Consider the following 18306-nt stretch of genomic DNA (forward strand, 5'->3'; position numbering starts at 1 on the left):
TGCAGAAATTTTTTGTTGTCTGGCAAAACAAGAAAAACTTGGCCCAAAAATTGCTTTTTATTTGGGTTTGGTCAAGATCAAGAGTGGGGTCAAAAGGAAGATTCTTTTGCGGGAACGCTGTGATATCATCACTTTCCTGCAAGAACTGCCACGCTTTCAGGCCGGAAAATGCGGCCCTCAAAGGCTGAAGTTGTTTCCGAGATAGAGGCGACGAACATCGGCATTGTTGACGATCTCGTCGGCCCGGCCATGGGTCAGCACTTCGCCCGCATGAATAATGTAGGCGCGGTCGATAAGGCCCAGCGTTTCGCGCACATTATGATCGGTAATCAAAACGCCGATCCCGCGTGCCGTCAAGTGGCGCACGAGATTCTGAATGTCGCTGACGGAAATCGGATCGACGCCCGCAAAGGGTTCGTCGAGCAGCATGAAGGTCGGATCGGTCGCAAGAGCACGTGCGATCTCAAGACGACGGCGTTCGCCGCCTGAAAGAGCGACCGCTGGAGATTTGCGCAACTGCGAGATGTGAAACTCTTCCAGCAACCCGTCGAGTTTGCGGTTTCGCTTCTTCTCGTCCTTTTCATGCACTTCCAGGACGGCGCGAATATTGTCTTCCACGGTCAGTCCGCGAAAGATCGACGCTTCCTGCGGAAGATAGCCGACGCCAAGGCGCGCGCGGCGATACATGGGCATGCCCGTCACATCATTGCCATTGATGGCGATCTTGCCATCATCCACGGGAACGAGGCCGGTGATCATATAAAAGCAGGTGGTCTTGCCCGCACCGTTCGGTCCCAGAAGCCCGACAGCCTCTCCGCGACGCACGACAAGCGACACGCCGTTGACGACGCGGCGCGTGTTATAGGTCTTGGTCAGGCCGTGGGCGATCAAGGTGCCTTCATAGCGAGATTTATCGCCCGCATTCGCCTCGGCTGTCGACGGGCGTGCGGAATCTCTGCCAAGAAGCTTTGAAATCAGGGGTATTGTCACGATCGGCGGCTTACTGCTTTTTCTGCGATTTTGGATCGAGCATAATGCGGACCGGGCCGCCACAGCTTTCCAGCTTGGCTTCGCCGGTATTCATCAGCACCGTCAGCTTGCAGCCGGTGAAGACGTTGGTGTCCTGCGACAGGACGACCTGCTTGCCGGAAAGCGTAAACGTCTGCGACGCCATGTCGAACTCGCCATGATCGGCCGTCGCCTTCTGTGTGCCGGACGTCAGGTAAACGGAGTTGTCGACGAAAATCTTGTCGATATCGGCATCGCCGCCGGTCACCGATGTCGTTTGCCCGTCGCCCTTGTTCTTGTAGAGAACCGTCATCTTGCCGGCCTGCAGCGTGGTCGTTCCCTGAACGACTTTCACATTGCCGGTGAAGTAGGCCTTGTGCTCCTGGTCGCGCACTTCGAGCTGATCGCTTTCAATCGCAATCGGCTGGTCGCTGGAAAGCTTCATGCCGTCCATCTTGCTGGTCGTGTTCTGAGCAAGGGCGGGCATGGAAAGGCATGCCATAAGAATGGCAGCCGAAATTCCGGCGGTTCTCTTGAAGGGGGCGTTGCGGGAAATCTGCATCATCTGGTCGGGCTCTCACTTGCCTGCGTTCTGAATGGTGGATGCAGCTATACGCGCTCGTACCTGCCCCGAAAATACAATCGTTCTGCCATTATCGGCTATGCGTAGGCTTTCCGCAACAATCGAGCCTTCTTTCGTGGTGATGTCGACCGGTTGGTCGCTCTCCATCGTTCCCGCTTTCAAGTCGACATTGGCAGACTGAAATTTGGCTTTTAGGCCATTGCTCAGATTGATGTCAAAGGGCGCTGTCATTTTCAACTTATTTGTCGCGCGGTCGAAAATGCCTTCTTGCGCCACCACCTGTGCCACGATGTCATTCATCGGCACGGCGGCCAGCACTTTCTCGAGCGTCATCAGGTTCGGCGTTGTTACGTCCTGCAGGGCGCGCTCGGCATTCATCGAATAGTCGAAGCCCTTGTTATTGCGCCCGGCCAGAGCCGGCTTTTCCATGACGATCTTGCCGTCCTCGATCGAGGCGCTTTGCAACGACACTTCGGCAGGAAGCCATGTGCGGGCAAGCGAGACACCGATGAAAGCAAGCGAAACGATCGCTGCCACAATTGGAAGCCCGATTTTCAGCCTTTTGACGCGCGCGGAATGACGTCTCGCTACAGCATAGGCGTCAGGCAGGTTGTCAGCCACCGCTAATCCCGGCGCCGGTTGATTAAGTCTTTCGAGCATTCGTCAAATCCGGAGATCCTTAAGTACAACTTATAGTCGCACACAGACCTTTACATATTTATCTTACGTGTTTGGCACGATGGCCTTGCCCTGCCAATATGGTTTTTATCAGAAAGAGCGCAAGTGCCGGGTGTTTTTTATAAAAACCGCGCTTTGCAAGTTCTCGCGCTTGCAAGAGGCCGTGACAAGGTTCATATGCCCGTTGCGAAGTTGAAGCTTAATTGCCGTGAAGCGAAGGTGATTTGATGGACCAAATGGCAATCGCAGACCGCAGGCAACTGCGTCGCAAGCTCACATTCTGGCGGGTTGCTTCCGTTCTCTTGCTGATAGCGGCCCTTTTTGCCGTCTATCGCTTCGCTCTCGCAGAGCCGGAGTTAAGCGCAAGGCCGCATATCGCCAAGATCGAGATCAGCGGCCTGATCCAGGACGACACCGAACTCCTGGAGAGGCTTCAAAAAATTGCAGACAGCACCAGCGCCAAGGGCCTGATCGTTTCCATCTCTTCGCCGGGCGGTACCACCTATGGCGGCGAGCGCATCTTCAAGGCGATCCGGGCCGTTGCAGACAAGAATAAGCCGGTGGTTTCCGACGTTCGCACGCTTGCGGCCTCCGCGGGCTACATGATTGCGACTGCCGGCGATACCATCGTCGCAGGCGATACCTCGATCACTGGCTCCATCGGTGTAATCTTCCAGTATCCGCAGGTCGGACCGCTGCTCGACAAGCTCGGCGTGTCACTGCAGGAAATCAAATCCTCACCGATGAAGGCAGAGCCATCGCCCTTTCATGAGCCGCCGGAAGAAGCGAAGGTCATGATCCGCAACATGGTCATGGACAGCTACAACTGGTTCGTCGATCTGGTGGCCGACCGGCGCAAGCTGCCGCGCGACGAGGTGTTGAAGCTTGCCGATGGGTCGATCTTCACCGGTCGTCAGGCGGTTGCGGTCAAGCTCATCGACACGCTCGGCGGCGAAAACGAGATCAAGTCCTATTTCGAGAGCCGTGGCTTGGCGAAGGATTTGCCAATCATCGAGTGGACAGCCCCATCGAAGCGTTCTCCCTTTTCCATCTTCAGCGTCGCAGGTCTCGCAAAAATGCTGGGCTTGGATGAATTTTTCCCGATTGCAGCGTCCCGCCAGCTGGGCACCGACAAGTTGTTTCTTGACGGTCTTGTTTCGGTTTGGCAGGTTGATGGCCGATAAAAACCCAATCCTTTCAGGGGGCAACCGTGATTAAGTCTGAACTGGTGCAGATCGTTGCTGCGCGTAACCCGCACCTGTATCACCGCGATGTCGAAAATATCGTCAATGCGGTTCTTGATGAAATCACCGATGCGCTTGCTGCTGGCAATCGTGTCGAACTTCGTGGATTTGGCGCATTCTCGGTGAAGAACCGGCCCTCACGCTCCGGACGGAACCCGCGTACTGGTGAGTCCGTTTTTGTCGAGGAAAAATGGGTTCCCTTCTTCAAGACCGGCAAGGAGCTTCGCGAAAGGCTCAATCCGGGTATGGGCGACGTCGAAGACGAGGATTGAGCGCAATCAACGCTCGACGCTTCGCAATCCGGCGTGACGTTCATCCAGATTGCGTGAAGGCCCCCAAAGACGGAGTATGTTGAATGTCGAAGAAGATCGTCAACCTGTTGATCCTGCTGCCGCTGGCGATCATTCTGATCATCCTGTGCGTGGCGAACCGTGAGAGCGTGACATTGGCGCTCAATCCGTTTCAACCAGACGACAGCGTCCTTTCCTTCACCGCACCTTTCTTCGTTTTCATTTTTCTGTCGGTTTTGTTCGGCATTTTCCTTGGCTCCGCCGCAACCTGGATTTCGCAAGGCAAGCATCGCAAGCGCGCTCGCCTAGAAGCGCGAGAAGCCATTCGCTGGCATGATGAGGCCACCAAGGCAGCGGCTAACCCGCAAACGACATCGCCGGTTTCAAGGCAGCTCGCCGCGAAATAGGCGCTCGCCCCCGGTTCTTTGATCCGTCGCCACGGCGCATGATTTTGTTGCGACCTTTGATAATCCTCCATTCTAGTGATATGCGCTTTCCAACCGCATCGGGCCCACTATTTGCCCGGGTGCAGACTGGGAAGCGCAAGTGGTACGGTCGATTGCCGTGCCGATAGCGTAAAGACGTGGAAAGACCGTCGTTGAAGAAGAAAGACAACCGCCAGGGCGCAAAGCCGCGCGCAGGACAGGACAATCGCTCGAGCAAGCCGGGCAGTAAGCCGTCTCGCCAGAAGGACGCGGCACGCACACGCGCTCCGGATTACGTCCGTCCGGCCGCGACTCCACCCAAGGAGAAGGTGCAAACCTCCGCACCAGCCGTCGAAGCAGTTCCTCCACGCCCGTTGAAGGAGCGCTCGGGCGCGCTCCCGACCGAGCAAGTGCCGGTCATCCTTGCGTCCCTTGGCGCTGGTGACTTTCATCTGATCGATAGCGGCAATGGCTTGAAGCTCGAACAATATGGCGAGTATCGCATTGTTCGCCCCGAGGCCCAGGCGCTGTGGCGCCCGAGCCTCGCCGAGCGGGTCTGGGACAATGCCGATGCGATTTTTACCGGCGATACGGATGAGGAGGGCAGCGGCCGCTGGCGTTTTCCCAAGCAGGCGCTGGGCGAGACCTGGCCTCTTTCTCTGCTTGGCGTCGATTTCCTCGGCCGCTTCACGGCTTTTCGCCATGTGGGAGTATTCCCCGAGCAGATCGTTCATTGGGAATGGTTGAAGCAGACCATCGAGATGGCGGAGCGACCGCTCAAGGTCTTGAACCTCTTCGGCTATACCGGTGTCGCGTCTCTTGTGGCAGCCTCTGCCGGAGCGGAAGTCACCCATGTGGACGCTTCGAAAAAGGCGATCGGCTGGGCGCGTGAAAACCAGACGCTTGCCGGTCTCGAAAATGCGCCGATCCGCTGGATCTGCGAGGATGCCATGAAGTTCATCCTGCGCGAAGAACGCCGTGGTAACAGCTACGATATCATCCTCACCGATCCGCCGAAATTTGGCCGCGGCACCCATGGCGAGGTCTGGGATCTTTATGATCATCTGCCGCTGATGCTGGATGTTTGCCGGGAAATCCTGTCGCCCAGGGCGCTCGGATTCGTGCTGACCGCCTATTCCATCCGCGCCAGCTTCTACTCCATGCATGAGTTGATGCGCGAAACCATGCGCGGTGCAGGCGGCGAGGTGGCCTCGGGCGAACTTGTGATCCGGGAAGCAGGCCTTGACGGCAAGACGCCGGGCCGCGTGCTTTCTACCTCTCTCTTCAGCCGCTGGGTGCCGAAATGAATGATCGCCATGAAAACGGCCCGCGCAGGGTAGGGCAGGTCAAGGAAGTCACCAGCCTTGCCAATCCGATCATCAAGGACATCAAGAACCTGACCCAGAAGAAGGGCCGCGAAGAAAGCGGGACCTTCATGGCGGAGGGACTGAAACTTGTTATCGATGCGTTGGAACTTGGCTGGACCATCCGTACGCTGGTCTATGCCAAGGCCGCCAAGGGCAAGCCGCTTGTCGAGCAGGCTGCGGTCAAGACGGTGGCGTCCGGCGGACTCGTACTGGAAGTCAGCGAGAAAGTCATCTCGTCCATCACCCGCCGCGACAATCCGCAGATGGTCGTCGGCATCTTCGATCAGAAATGGAAGCCTCTCCGAGACATCAGACCGGCGGCAGGCGAGACCTATGTCGCCCTCGACCGGGTGCGCGATCCCGGCAATCTCGGCACGATCATCCGCACGGCGGACGCAGCAGGCGCTTCTGGGGTAATCCTTGTTGGCGACTGCACCGATCCTTTCTCGCTCGAAACCGTGCGCGCCACCATGGGCTCGGTTTTCGCCATGCCCGTTGCGCGCGCATCGGTCGATGAGTTCCTGAGCTGGAGAAAGAGCGCTGGCGTCAGCGTTGTCGCGACCCATCTCGCGGGCTCTGTGGATTACCGCACCATCGACTACAAGAAGAAGCCGGTCGTGCTTCTCATGGGCAACGAGCAGTCCGGCCTTCCGCCGGAGCTTGCCTCGCAGGCGGACCAGCTTGCCCGTATTCCGCAACAGGGCCGGGCCGACTCCCTCAATCTGGCGATCGCAAGCGCAGTCATGCTGTTTGAGGCGCGTCGACATCTTCTCGAACTTGCGACGGTAAAGTAATGGCCAAGCCCGCTCTCTTCTCCAGACCCGTTCCCGCCGTCGCCCTCATTCTTTTGGCCGTGCTTGCCGATCAGGTCATCAAGGTACTGGTGGAAAAATATCTGCCTCTGCAGGAGATGGTACCGGTCATTCCATTCCTGGCCCTCTATCGCACCTATAATCTCGGCGTTGCCTTCTCCATGCTGTCGGGCATGGAGGGCTGGGCCATCGTCACCATGCGGCTCCTCATCGTCGCCTTCGTCATCTGGCTCTGGCGCAAGACCGATGGCGAGCGCACCTTCGCGCATCTCGGTTTTGCGCTGATCATCGCGGGTGCTGCGGGAAACATCTTCGACCGGTTTCTCTATGGGCACGTGGTCGACTACATTCTTTTCCACACGGAAACGTGGTCCTTCGCCGTCTTCAACCTGGCCGATTCCTTCATTACCATCGGCGCGGGCTGTGTTATCCTGGATGAGTTGTTGCAGGCCAAGGCAACGCGGAAGAAAAGCTGAGATCCTTCTTACATAGAACGCATGGGGAGAATTTAACTTACGCTACGTCACTTACGCGGCTAACTGTCACTTTTCTGTCGTCAAGAAGTGATTTATGACAGCAAGATCAAACGGTGGCGGGGCGATTCTCCATGGTCTCGGAAGTTCTTGAACGCAGCATCACTGGCACGAGCCTGGGCAGCGCTGTTTTGCCGGCTGCCGAAAAGCGGGAAGCCGACGTTTTTGGCCGGATAGGCTCTCTCGAAACACGCCTTGCCAGAAACGAGCGCGAAATCGACTCAGCCCAGCAGGTCCGCTTCCGCGTTTTCGTCGAGGAGATGGGGGCGCGGCTTCCGGCAGAGGCGATGCGTCGCGGTCGCGATATCGATGCCTTCGACGCCGTCTGCGACCATCTTCTGGTTCTCGACAACGCCATCGAGGGAGATCCTGAAGATCAGATCGTCGGCACATATCGCCTGCTCCGGCAGGAGACGGCGCTGGCGAATAAGGGTTTTTATTCGGCAAGTGAATTCGATATCCAGAGCCTGATCGCTCACCATCCGGACAAGCGTTTCATGGAACTTGGACGCTCCTGCGTGCTGCCTGAGTACCGCACCAAACGCACCGTTGAGCTTCTCTGGCAAGGCAACTGGGCCTATGCCGTTCGTCACCGCATGGACGCGATGATCGGCTGCGCCTCTTTCCCTGGCATCCAGCCGGAGGCCCATGCACTGGCCCTGTCTTTCCTGCATCACAGCTGCGGCTCCAAGGGTGAATGGCGTACCGAGGCGCTGCCGGAACTCTATCGCGAAATGGACATGATGCCGCTCGAAGCCATCAATCCGCGCCGGGCGTTGAACGCCATGCCGCCGCTGATCAAGGGCTATATGCGTCTTGGTGCCATGTTCGGCGCCGGTGCGGTGGTCGATCATGCCTTCAATACAACCGACGTGCTGGTCATCCTGCCGGTCTCGTCCATCGCCGGCCGCTACATCAATTACTATGGCGGTGATGCGGAGCGCGTTAACGGTTGATACCGTTCGGACCCCATAGTCTGTTCAAAAATTGTCATTTGCAGTCGATCAACGGCGATTATCGGATAGACTGTCAAGCTTCCTGTGGGTTCGTCGTTGTGCGTGTTGTTCTTGGAGAGCTGCGCCGTTAGTCTCCGGCTTTGTTTTCCTTAAGCCCCAAGCAGATACGATCACGCCATTGACGGACGTTCATTCCACCGCCTCGCTCATCTCCGAAGAGAGCCGCGCATCGGCAACGCCGATGATGGAGCAATATATCGAGATCAAGGCGAACAATCCCGGTTCGCTCCTTTTCTATCGCATGGGCGATTTCTACGAGCTGTTCTTTGACGATGCGGTAGAAGCCTCGCGCGCTCTCGGCATCACGCTCACCAAGCGCGGCCAGCATATGGGCCAGGACATCGCCATGTGCGGCGTGCCGGTCCATGCGGCGGATGACTATCTGCAGAAGCTGATCATGCGCGGCTATCGCGTCGCCGTTTGCGAACAGGTGGAAGACCCGGCAGAAGCCAAGAAGCGCGGCTCGAAATCGGTGGTCAAACGCGATGTGGTGCGTCTCGTCACGCCGGGCACGCTCACTGAAGAAAAGCTGCTTTCGCCGACCGAATCCAACTACCTCATGGCGCTTGCGCGCATTCGCGGCAGTTCGGAGGCGCAGTTTGCGCTTGCCTGGATCGACATTTCTACCGGCGTTTTCCGCTTGGCGGAGACGACATTGACGCGGCTGCTCGCTGACATCTGGCGCATCGATCCACGCGAGTTGATCGTGGCCGACAGCCTGTTTCACGACGAAGAATTGAGACCGACCTTCGATGTGCTAGGTCGTGTAGCTGTGCCGCAGCCTGCGGTCCTCTTCGATAGCGCCACGGCGGAAGGTCGCATCGCGCGCTACTTCAACGTCTCGACGCTGGATGGCTTCGGAACCTTTTCCCGCGTCGAACTGGCAGCCGCCGCTGCCGCTGTCGCCTATGTCGAGAAGACTCAGATCGCTGAGCGCCCGCCTCTCGGCGCGCCGGAGCGCGAAAGCTGTGCCTCGACGCTGTTCATCGATCCCGCCACCAGAGCCAATCTCGAGCTGACCAAGACGCTTGCCGGAGAGCGCGATGGATCGCTCCTGCAGGCGATCAACCGCACGGTCACCGGCGGCGGTGCGCGGCTTCTTGCGGAGCGGCTGATGTCACCGCTGACCGATCCTGAACGGATCAATGCCCGCCTCGATGCGGTCGCCTATCTGATCGACGATGTGTCCTTGAGCGATGGCCTGCGTGAGGCGCTGAAACAGGTGGCAGACATGCCGCGTGCGCTTTCACGCCTGGCGCTCGACCGTGGCGGGCCGCGCGATCTCGGTGCCATCCGCCAGGGACTTTACGCTGCCCGCATGGTCGGCCAATTGCTCGATCAGGGACTGTTGCCCGATGAACTCGCGGCGGCACTCTCCGACCTGAAGGCGTTGCCTTCCGCGTTGGAAACCATGCTGTCCGAGATGCTGGCAGAGGATCTGCCTCTTCTCAAGCGCGACGGCGGCTTTGTTCGCGAAGGCTCCAACCCCGAGCTTGACGAAGTCCGGGCACTCCGCGACCAGTCGCGCCGGGTCATTGCCGGGTTGCAACTGCAATATGCCGAAGAGACGGGCATCAAGTCGCTGAAGATCAAGCACAATAATGTGCTCGGCTATTTTATCGAAGTGACGGCTGGCAATGCGGATGTCATGACCGGCAGCGACGAGGCCAAGGCGCGCTTCATTCACCGCCAGACGATGGCAGGTGCCATGCGCTTCACCACCACCGAGCTCGCCGATCTGGAAAGCCGCATCGCCAATGCCGCCGCCCAGGCGCTGACCATGGAATTACAGGCGTTCGACCGGATGGTGCAGGCGGTGGTTGCGGAGGCCGAAGCCATCAAGGCGGGCTCTCTGGCACTTGCTGCCATCGACGTGGCAACGAGCCTTGCGCATCTGGCATCCGAACAGGCCTATTGCCGCCCGGTGGTCGACGGATCCATGACCTTTGCGATCCGAGGCGGCCGTCACCCGGTGGTGGAACAGGCGCTGCGCCGTCAGTCGAGCGGTCCTTTCATCGCCAATAATTGCGATCTTTCGGCGGTCAACGGCAATCGCAACGGTGCGATCTGGATGCTGACCGGTCCGAACATGGGCGGTAAGTCGACCTTCCTGCGCCAGAATGCCTTGATTGCCATCCTCGCCCAGATCGGTTCCTTCGTGCCGGCAGAGGCAGCCCATATCGGCATTGTCGATCGTTTGTTTCTCGCGCGTCGGCGCCTCTGACGATCTCGCCCGCGGCCGCTCGACCTTCATGGTCGAAATGGTCGAGACGGCGGCGATCCTCAATCAGGCGACCGAGCGTTCGCTCGTCATTCTCGATGAGATCGGGCGCGGCACGGCGACCTTCGACGGTCTGTCCATTGCCTGGGCGACGGTGGAGCACTTGCATGAGGTGAACCGCTGCCGTGGTCTTTTCGCCACCCATTTCCATGAACTGACGGTGCTGTCTGAAAAGCTCGGACGTCTCTCCAACGTCACCATGAAGGTGCGGGAATGGGAAGGCGACGTGATCTTCCTGCATGAGGTTGGTCCCGGTGCCGCGGATCGCTCCTATGGCATTCAGGTGGCCCGCCTTGCCGGCCTTCCTGCCGCCGTGGTGGAGCGCGCGCGCGAGGTTTTGAACCAACTCGAAGATGCCGATCGCAAAAACCCGGCGAGCCAGTTGATCGACGACCTGCCGCTGTTTCAGGTCGCGGTCCGGCGCGAAGCGGCAAGTGCCAAGGGCAACTCGAAGGTGGATGAGGCGTTGAAGGTGCTGAACCCGGACGAAATGACGCCGCGCGAGGCACTGGATGCGCTCTATGCGCTCAAGAAACAACTTGGCAACGCTTGATGCGTAGAGTGCCTGTCCATTCGGCCTCAAAATCGCTATAGCGCTGTGCCATCAGCGCAAGACGCATGGAATGGATATCGGCTCAATGGCCTCTAAGGACCTGGATTTCTCCGCGATACTGGATGTCGCAGCACTGAAGCACCAATGCGATCTCGTCTTTCAAGGCGATGGAAAGCGCGTTTCGGATGTGCGCTCCGATCTTTTGCCCATCTTCAAGAAGGCAAGCAGTGACGGACGGCAAATGGCGCGCGATCTTCTCGATTCCGAAGGCGGCGGCATTGACTGCGCAAGGCGTATTTCCTGGCTGCAGGACCGTTTGATCGAGGTGCTCTACGATCTCGCCTGCCGGTATGTCTATCCGAAGGATGCGCCTAGCATCGCCATTACCGCCGTGGGTGGTTATGGACGCGGCACGCTGGCACCCGGATCGGACATCGATCTTCTGTTCCTGCTGCCGGTCAAGAACATGCCGGACATGCACAAGGCGATAGAGTTCATTCTCTACATTCTCTGGGATGTCGGCTTCAAGGTTGGCCACGCTACGCGCACCGTGGATGAGTGCATCAAGCTTTCCAAGGCGGATATGACGATCCGCACCGCCATCCTCGAAATGCGCCACATCTGCGGAAAGAAGCCGCTTGCAGAGGAACTGGAGCGCCGTTTCGAAACCGAGGTCGTGACCAATAGCGGCCCGGAATTCATCGCCGCCAAGTTGGCCGAACGCGACCAGCGTCACCGCAAGGCGGGCGACACGCGCTACTTGGTCGAGCCGAATGTGAAGGAAGGAAAGGGGGGCTTACGCGATCTGCACACGCTCTTCTGGATCGCCAAATATTATTATCACGTGCGCGACACGGCAGAACTTGTGAAGCTTAGCGTTCTCTCAAAAAGCGAGTTGAAGCTCTTCGAAAAGGCGGATGACTTTCTCTGGGCGGTGCGCTGCCAGATGCACTTTATCACCGGTAAGGCGGAGGAGCGGCTTTCCTTCGACATCCAGCGCGATATCGCCGCTGCTCTTCATTACCAGCCCCGCCCCGGCCTGTCGGCGGTCGAGCGCTTCATGAAACACTATTTCCTCGTGGCCAAGGATGTCGGCGACCTGACGCGCATTCTCTGCGCGGCACTCGAGGACCGCCAGGCAAAGGAAGTCCCGGGACTTTCCGGTGTGCTCCACCGCTTCGCCCACCGGCTTCGCAAGATTCCGGGCTCCAGCGAATTCGTCGAAGATCGAGGCCGTATTGCACTCGCCAATGCCGATGTCTTCCGTAACGATCCGGTCAGCCTCATTCGGCTCTTCCATGTGGCCGATATCAACAATCTCGAACTGCACCCGGACGCCCTTCGCGTCGTTACCCGCTCGCTCGGCCTCATCAATCATGAGCTTCGCGAGAATGAGGAAGCCAACCGGCTGTTTCTTGCGATCCTGACCTCGAGGCGCGATCCGGCTCTCACCCTGAGACGCATGAACGAGGCGGGGGTTCTGGGCAAATTCATTCCCGAATTCGGCAAGATCGTCGCGATGATGCAGTTCAACATGTATCATCACTATACGGTCGATGAGCATCTGATCCGCTCGGTAGCGATCCTGTCCGAGATCGACAAGGGGCAGGCGGTCGATACCCATCCTTTGGTCAACCAGTTGATGCCGGCCATCGAAGACCGCGAGGCTCTCTACGTCGCCGTTCTGCTCCACGACGTGGCAAAGGGCAGGCAGGAGGATCACTCCATTGCCGGCGCGCGCGTCGCCCGCAAACTTTGCCACCGCTTCCGTCTCTCCACCAAGCAGACCGAAACGGTGATGTGGCTGATCGAGCAGCATCTCTTGATGTCGATGGTGGCGCAGACCCGCGATCTGCATGACCGCAAGACGATCACCGACTTTGCCGACAAGGTGCAGTCGATGGAGCGGCTGAAGATGCTGTTGATCCTCACCGTCTGCGATATTCGCGCCGTTGGCCCGGATGTCTGGAACGGCTGGAAGGGACAGTTGCTGCGCACACTCTATTACGAAACCGAGCTTCTTCTCTCCGGCGGCTTTTCCGAAAGTTCACGCAAGGAGCGCGCCAAGATCGCCCGTCAGCGCCTTTATGACGCACTGGACGACTGGGGTCAGAAGGCAAGACGCAAATACATCAATCTGCACTACGATGCCTATCTGCTGTCTGTCGCGCTGGAAGATCAGGTCCGCCATACCCGCTTTTTGCGGGAGGCCGACAAGCAGGAAAAGGCGCTGGCCACCATGGCCCGCACGCACTCCTTTCATGCCATCACCGAGATCACCGTCTTGGCGCCCGACCATCCGCGCCTGCTGTCGATCATCACCGGCGCCTGCTCGGCTGCCGGCGCCAACATCGCCGACGCCCAGATTTTCACGACATCGGACGGGCGCGCACTCGATACGATCCTGATCAATCGCGAATTCCCCATCGATGAGGATGAAACACGCCGCGCCAACAATATCGGCAAGCTGATCGAAGAGGTTCTGGCGGGCAAAAAGCGTCTTCCCGAAATTATCGCGACGCGCACCAAGAGCCGCAAGAAGAGCAAGACCTTCAACATCCCGCCTTCGGTAACGATCTCCAACGGGCTCTCCAACAAGTTCACCGTTATCGAGGTGGAATGCCTTGACCGTCCAGGCCTCCTGGCGGACATGACGGCGGTGTTGGCCGATCTATCGCTGGATATCACCTCGGCGCGGATCACCACTTTTGGCGAAAAGGTCATCGACACCTTCTACGTCACCGACCTCTTTGGCCAGAAGGTGATGACGGAAAATCGCCAATCCAATATCGCGCTGCGGCTGAAGGCCGTCATGGCCGAGCAGGAAGATGAACTGCGTGATCGTATGCCGTCCGGCATCATCGCTCACCCGGATGTAGCAGCGCTTCCTGCTGCGCGCACCGCAAAGGCTTGAATAAAGAATGAGTTTGATCGGCAAATTCGCCACCGTTGGCGGCGCGACGCTTGGGAGCCGCCTGTTCGGTTTCATCCGTGAAATGCTGATGGCGGCAGCCGTCGGTACGGGACCGGTGGCGGATGCCTTCAATGCGGCCTTCCGTTTTCCCAACACTTTCCGCCGGCTGTTTGCCGAGGGTGCGTTCAACTCCGCCTTCGTGCCGCTTTTCGCCAAGGAGATCGAAACCCACGGCATGGAAGGCGCACGCCGCTTCTCGGAGGAAGTTTTCGGCGTTCTCTTTACCGTGCTGATGGCGCTGACAATCGTCATGGAACTCTCCATGCCATTTCTGGTGCGAACAGTAATCGCGCCGGGCTTTGTGGAGGACCCGACGAAATTCGAAAACACGGTGCGTCTCGCCACCATCATGTTTCCCTATCTTGCCTGCATGTCGCTGGCAGCGATGATGGGCGGAATGCTGAATTCGCTGCATCGCTATTTCGCCGCAGCCATCGCACCCGTCTTTCTCAACGTCATCCTGATTGGCGTCTTGGCGCTTGCCTGGTGGAAACACTACGATCCGCTGCAGGTCGGCTATGCGCTCTCCTGGGGCGTCATGGCCGCAGGCTTTGTTCAGCTTGCCATCGTCTGGATTGCGGTGCGGAACGCCGGAATTCGAATTGGCTTTCGCCGCCCGAAACTGACGAGCAACGTCAAGCGCCTGCTGGTTCTGGCGCTACCGGCGGCTATTACCGGGGGCATCACTCAAATCAACCTGTTGATCAACACCAATATCGCCTCCGGCGGCAACGGCGTGATCTCGTCACTTGCCTATGCCGACCGCATCTACCAACTGCCACTCGGCGTGGTGGGGATTGCCGTGGCGACGGTTCTCCTGCCGGAACTGGCACGCGCGCTGCGCGGCGGCCATGCGGTGGAAGCGGCCAATCTGCAGAACCGTTCCGTTGAATTCGTGCTCTTTCTGACCTTGCCAGCCGCAGCGGCGCTCTTGGTCATGGCGGAACCCATCGTCCGCTTTCTCTATGAGCGTGGTAACTTCTCGCCCTCTGCCACCGTCACAGTCGCGGAAATTCTCGGCATCTACGGCCTCGGCCTGCCTGCCTTCGTTCTGATCAAGGCCTTTATTCCAGGCTTTTTCGCCCGCGAGGATACCCGCACGCCGATGATCTTTGCTGCCATTTCCGTGGTGGTCAACGTCTCGCTGGCACTCAGCCTCTTTCCCTCTTACGGCGGCCCCGGAATTGCCACAGCGGAAATCACCGCCGGTTGGGTGAATGCCGCACTGCTTTTCGGCATGCTCTTATGGCGTGGCCACTGGAAACTCGATCTGCCACTTCTCTTGCGCATCCCGCGGCTCCTCTTAGCCGCAGGCCTGATGGCCGTCGCCATTCACTATGCGCTATCCTATTTTTCCTATGAGCTGTCATCGGCCTCAAACCTCGCGGTGCGTGCAGGGACACTGCTTGCCCTCGTCCTAGGCGCCATGGTCATCTATTTCGGCGTGGCCTTCGCCTCCGGCGGCGCAAACCTTGGGATGGTCAAACGCGGCCTGAAGCGCAAGCGCAAGGCGGATGTTCAAAGCGAGATCGAGCCATGAGTTCCGGCTTCACGTCCATGCGCCGCATCGCGCTCGTCTCCTTGGTGATCGATGAATACGATCGCGCAAAGGCGTTTTACTGCGGCAGCCTTGGCTTCGAATGCCTTTCTGATCAACCGATGCCGGACGGCAAGCGCTGGCTTGTCGTCAAACCGAAAGGTGAGGGGACAAGCGGCCTTCTGCTGGCGCAAGCGGATGGAGAGGCGCAGGCTGCCGCGATCGGCAACCAGACCGGCGGCAGGGTCGGTTTCTTCCTCTATACGGATGACTTCGACGCGGATTTTCACCGCATGAAAGACAACGGCATTCGCTTTTTGGAAGAGCCCCGTCATGAGGTTTACGGCACGGTTGCCGTTTTCGAAGACCTCTACGGCAACAAATGGGATCTGCTCCAGCCAGCTGCTGAAACCCCTTGATTGCAACGGGTTCCGGGTGCATAAGCGCGGGCCATATCACAGCGCGGGGCAAGGCCCTCCACAAGCCTTTTCGAGGACGATCATGAACGCATTCAAGCCGCTGGTTTTCTCCGGGGTTCAGCCCACCGGCAATCTCCACCTTGGCAATTATCTCGGCGCCATCCGCAAGTTCGTTGCCCTGCAGGAAGACAATGACTGCATCTATTGCGTCGTCGATATGCACGCTATCACGGCGCAGCTCGTCCATTCGGACCTGAAGGCGCAGACGCGCTCGATTGCCGCCGCCTTCATCGCGTCCGGCATCGATCCGGTGAAGCATATCGTCTTCAACCAGTCGGCCGTGCCGCAGCATGCCGAGCTTGCCTGGGTGTTCAACTGCGTGGCGCGCATCGGCTGGATGGAGCGCATGACCCAGTTCAAGGACAAGTCCGGCAAGAATGCCGAGCAGGTGTCGCTCGGACTGCTGGCCTATCCAAGCCTGATGGCGGCTGACATTCTGGTGTACCGCGCAACCCATGTTCCGGTCGGCGACGACCAGAAGCAGCATCTGGAACTGGCTCGCGATATCGCTCAGAAGTTCAACATCGATTTCGGCGATCACATCCGCAAGGCGGGTCTCGGCCTCGACATCACCGTCGGCGACGAACCCGTTCATGCCTACTTCCCGATGGTCGAACCGCTGATCGGCGGTCCGGCACCGCGTGTCATGTCCTTGAAGGACGGCACCAAGAAGATGTCGAAGTCCGATCCGTCTGACCTGTCGCGCATCAACCTGATGGATGATGTCGACGCGATCTCCAAGAAGATCAAGAAGGCCAAGACAGACCCGGACGCGCTGCCGAGCGAAGTCGAAGGACTGAAGGGCCGCGCCGAGGCTGAAAACCTTGTCGGCATCTACGCAGCGCTCTCCGACAAGACCAAGGCGGATGTGCTTGCCGAATTCGGCGGTCAGCAGTTTTCGGCCTTCAAGCCCGCGCTTGTCGATCTTGCCGTCAATGTTCTCGCACCGATCAATAGCGAGATGCGCCGCCTTCTGGATGATGTCAGCCATATCGACGCGATCCTGAAAGATGGCGGCGAGCGTGCTGGTGCCATGGCGCAAAAGACAATGGACGAGGTGCGCGACATCATCGGTTTCCTGCGGTGATTTTTCGGTGCTTCTCGTCATAGGGTGAGAGGCGTCTCCTCGTTTGTAAGGCTTTTCCTCACGCGTTTTGCTGTGAGGAAAATCGATTCCGCTTTCCATCGTGATACGATAAGCTCCGCCCGAACCGGCGGGCGGCGCTTCATGCCACGGCGGAAAAAGGGAGTGCAGAATGGTTTCAAAACGGCTGTCGCGCCTGGAAGGACACCGGCGAAAATTTCTGGTGGTCATCGATGGAACACCGGAATGTGAGAGAGCCGTGCATTATGCCGGTCGCCGCGCCAAGAACTCCAATGGCGCTCTCGTTCTGCTCTTCGTTATCCCCGAAGGCGATTTCCAGCAGTGGCTTGGTGTCGAGCAGATCATGCGCGCCGAAGCCCAGGAAGAGGCGGAAGCCTCGCTGGCAAAGGTCGCGCAGCGCGTCCGCGAGACCGTCGGCATCGAGCCCGAGGCTGTGATCCGCGAGGGCAATGCTGCCGAGCAGATCCACGGTCTGATCGAAGAAGATCGCGACATCGCCATCCTCGTACTGGCCGCCGGCTCCACCAAGGATGGTCCAGGTCCGCTGGTCTCCTCCATCGCCGGACGCGGCGCTGCCTTCCCCATTCCGGTCACGGTCCTGCCGGATACGCTGACGGACGAGGAAATCGACGCACTCTGCTGATCGCTATTCTTTGAGCCCTTCTGTCACGAAGAATCCTGTTCGGCTTTGGCGAAAACGGGTGTAAAAGAGGGCTGAAGATTTCTTGAACACGATTGTCATGTCAGGGCTTGAAGTCCTTCTTCGCTCGGCATATTTTGGAAGCATTCTAAATTACGGGGCAAGGATGCCCTGACCCGGGGCGCTGCCTCGAAGGAGATCGAAATGTTCATTCAAACGGAATCCACGCCAAACCCCTCGACGCTGAAGTTCCTTCCGGGCAGGGTGGTTCTGGAAAGCGGCACGGCGGAATTCCTGAACGCGCAGCAGGCGCAGTCCTCGCCGCTTGCAGCAACGCTGTTTGAAATCCCGGGCGTCACCGGCGTCTATTACGGCTTCGATTTCATCACCGTCACCAAGGACGGTGCGGAGTGGCAGCATCTTAAACCCGCGATTCTCGGCTCTATCATGGAGCACTTCATGTCCGGCCGCCCGCTGATGGGCACCGCCGTTCATGCCGAGATTTCCGACGAGGAAGAAGAGTTCTTTGAAGAGGGCGACGAAACCATCGTTGCCACCATCAAGGAACTTCTCGAAACCCGCGTGCGCCCGGCCGTGGCCCAAGATGGTGGCGACATCACCTTCCGTGGTTTTCGCGATGGCACCGTGTTCCTCAACATGAAGGGCGCATGCTCCGGCTGCCCATCCTCCACGGCAACGCTGAAGCACGGCGTTCAGAACCTGCTCCGCCACTTCGTGCCCGAAGTGCAAGAGGTCGAGGCTGTCTAATAAACGGCTGAGC

General features: G+C 58.7%; 16 protein-coding genes and 1 pseudogene. 14 read left to right on the plus strand and 3 right to left on the minus strand.

The features are described from left to right. Positions 1 to 177: 177 nt before the first annotated feature. Genes lptB through lptC form a run of 3 tightly spaced genes read right to left on the minus strand, consistent with a single transcriptional unit; the run spans position 178 to position 2251 of the window. Positions 178 to 975, minus strand: a complete 798-nt coding sequence (gene lptB, locus QE408_RS09795) for an LPS export ABC transporter ATP-binding protein (RefSeq protein ID WP_306934751.1) — start codon at positions 973 to 975, stop codon at positions 178 to 180. A gap of 25 nt (positions 976 to 1000) precedes the next feature. Next, positions 1001 to 1573, minus strand: coding sequence for an LptA/OstA family protein (locus QE408_RS09800; protein ID WP_306930652.1), 573 nt, complete (start codon positions 1571 to 1573; stop codon positions 1001 to 1003). Positions 1574 to 1585: 12 nt separating this feature from the next. Continuing rightward, positions 1586 to 2251 (minus strand): LPS export ABC transporter periplasmic protein LptC, encoded by a 666-nt coding sequence (gene lptC / locus QE408_RS09805; RefSeq protein ID WP_306930654.1) that lies wholly within the window; start codon positions 2249 to 2251, stop codon positions 1586 to 1588. A 245-nt stretch (positions 2252 to 2496) separates the two neighbouring features. Between lptC and sppA the strand changes: the two genes are divergently transcribed. From sppA to QE408_RS09875, 14 genes and pseudogenes are all read left to right on the plus strand, one after another. Continuing rightward, complete coding sequence (sppA, locus tag QE408_RS09810; RefSeq protein ID WP_306930655.1) at positions 2497 to 3453, plus strand: signal peptide peptidase SppA; 957 nt, start codon at positions 2497 to 2499, stop codon at positions 3451 to 3453. 26 nt (positions 3454 to 3479) lie between these two features. Further along, positions 3480 to 3785: an integration host factor subunit beta gene (locus QE408_RS09815; RefSeq protein WP_062427118.1), complete on the plus strand. Its 306-nt coding sequence runs from the start codon at positions 3480 to 3482 to the stop codon at positions 3783 to 3785. A gap of 83 nt (positions 3786 to 3868) precedes the next feature. After that, the gene (locus QE408_RS09820; protein ID WP_306930658.1) at positions 3869 to 4210 is read left to right on the plus strand and encodes a LapA family protein; all 342 of its coding nucleotides are present in this window, start codon (positions 3869 to 3871) and stop codon (positions 4208 to 4210) included. 191 nt (positions 4211 to 4401) lie between these two features. After that, entirely contained in the window at positions 4402 to 5535 is a 1134-nt protein-coding gene (locus tag QE408_RS09825) for a class I SAM-dependent rRNA methyltransferase (protein ID WP_306930659.1), read from the plus strand. Next, positions 5532 to 6389 (plus strand): TrmH family RNA methyltransferase, encoded by an 858-nt coding sequence (locus QE408_RS09830; RefSeq protein ID WP_306930661.1) that lies wholly within the window; start codon positions 5532 to 5534, stop codon positions 6387 to 6389. The genes QE408_RS09825 and QE408_RS09830 overlap by 4 nt, the downstream gene beginning before the upstream one ends. Further along, positions 6389 to 6883: a signal peptidase II gene (lspA, locus tag QE408_RS09835; protein WP_306930662.1), complete on the plus strand. Its 495-nt coding sequence runs from the start codon at positions 6389 to 6391 to the stop codon at positions 6881 to 6883. The genes QE408_RS09830 and lspA overlap by 1 nt, the downstream gene beginning before the upstream one ends. A gap of 131 nt (positions 6884 to 7014) precedes the next feature. Beyond that, a complete protein-coding gene (locus tag QE408_RS09840; RefSeq protein WP_306930663.1) occupies positions 7015 to 7896 on the plus strand; it encodes a GNAT family N-acetyltransferase in 882 nt (293 codons plus the stop codon). Positions 7897 to 8074: 178 nt separating this feature from the next. Next, positions 8075 to 10790, plus strand: a pseudogene (gene mutS / locus QE408_RS09845) (DNA mismatch repair protein MutS). Between the two features lie 85 nt (positions 10791 to 10875). After that, a complete protein-coding gene (locus QE408_RS09850; protein WP_306930664.1) occupies positions 10876 to 13704 on the plus strand; it encodes a [protein-PII] uridylyltransferase in 2829 nt (942 codons plus the stop codon). A gap of 7 nt (positions 13705 to 13711) precedes the next feature. Beyond that, positions 13712 to 15304: a murein biosynthesis integral membrane protein MurJ gene (gene murJ, locus QE408_RS09855; RefSeq protein WP_306930665.1), complete on the plus strand. Its 1593-nt coding sequence runs from the start codon at positions 13712 to 13714 to the stop codon at positions 15302 to 15304. Continuing rightward, on the plus strand, positions 15301 to 15720 hold the full coding sequence (locus QE408_RS09860; protein WP_306930666.1) for a VOC family protein: 420 nt from the start codon (positions 15301 to 15303) through the stop codon (positions 15718 to 15720). The genes murJ and QE408_RS09860 overlap by 4 nt, the downstream gene beginning before the upstream one ends. Positions 15721 to 15802: 82 nt before the next feature. After that, on the plus strand, positions 15803 to 16867 hold the full coding sequence (gene trpS / locus QE408_RS09865) for a tryptophan--tRNA ligase (RefSeq protein WP_306930667.1): 1065 nt from the start codon (positions 15803 to 15805) through the stop codon (positions 16865 to 16867). 169 nt (positions 16868 to 17036) lie between these two features. Beyond that, positions 17037 to 17528: a universal stress protein gene (locus QE408_RS09870; RefSeq protein ID WP_306930670.1), complete on the plus strand. Its 492-nt coding sequence runs from the start codon at positions 17037 to 17039 to the stop codon at positions 17526 to 17528. Positions 17529 to 17729: 201 nt separating this feature from the next. Continuing rightward, a complete protein-coding gene (locus QE408_RS09875; RefSeq protein ID WP_306930672.1) occupies positions 17730 to 18293 on the plus strand; it encodes a NifU family protein in 564 nt (187 codons plus the stop codon). The last annotated feature ends 13 nt before the right edge of the window (positions 18294 to 18306 follow it).

Source organism: Agrobacterium larrymoorei (genome assembly GCF_030819275.1).
GTDB classification, from domain to species: Bacteria; Pseudomonadota; Alphaproteobacteria; order Rhizobiales; family Rhizobiaceae; genus Agrobacterium; species Agrobacterium larrymoorei_B.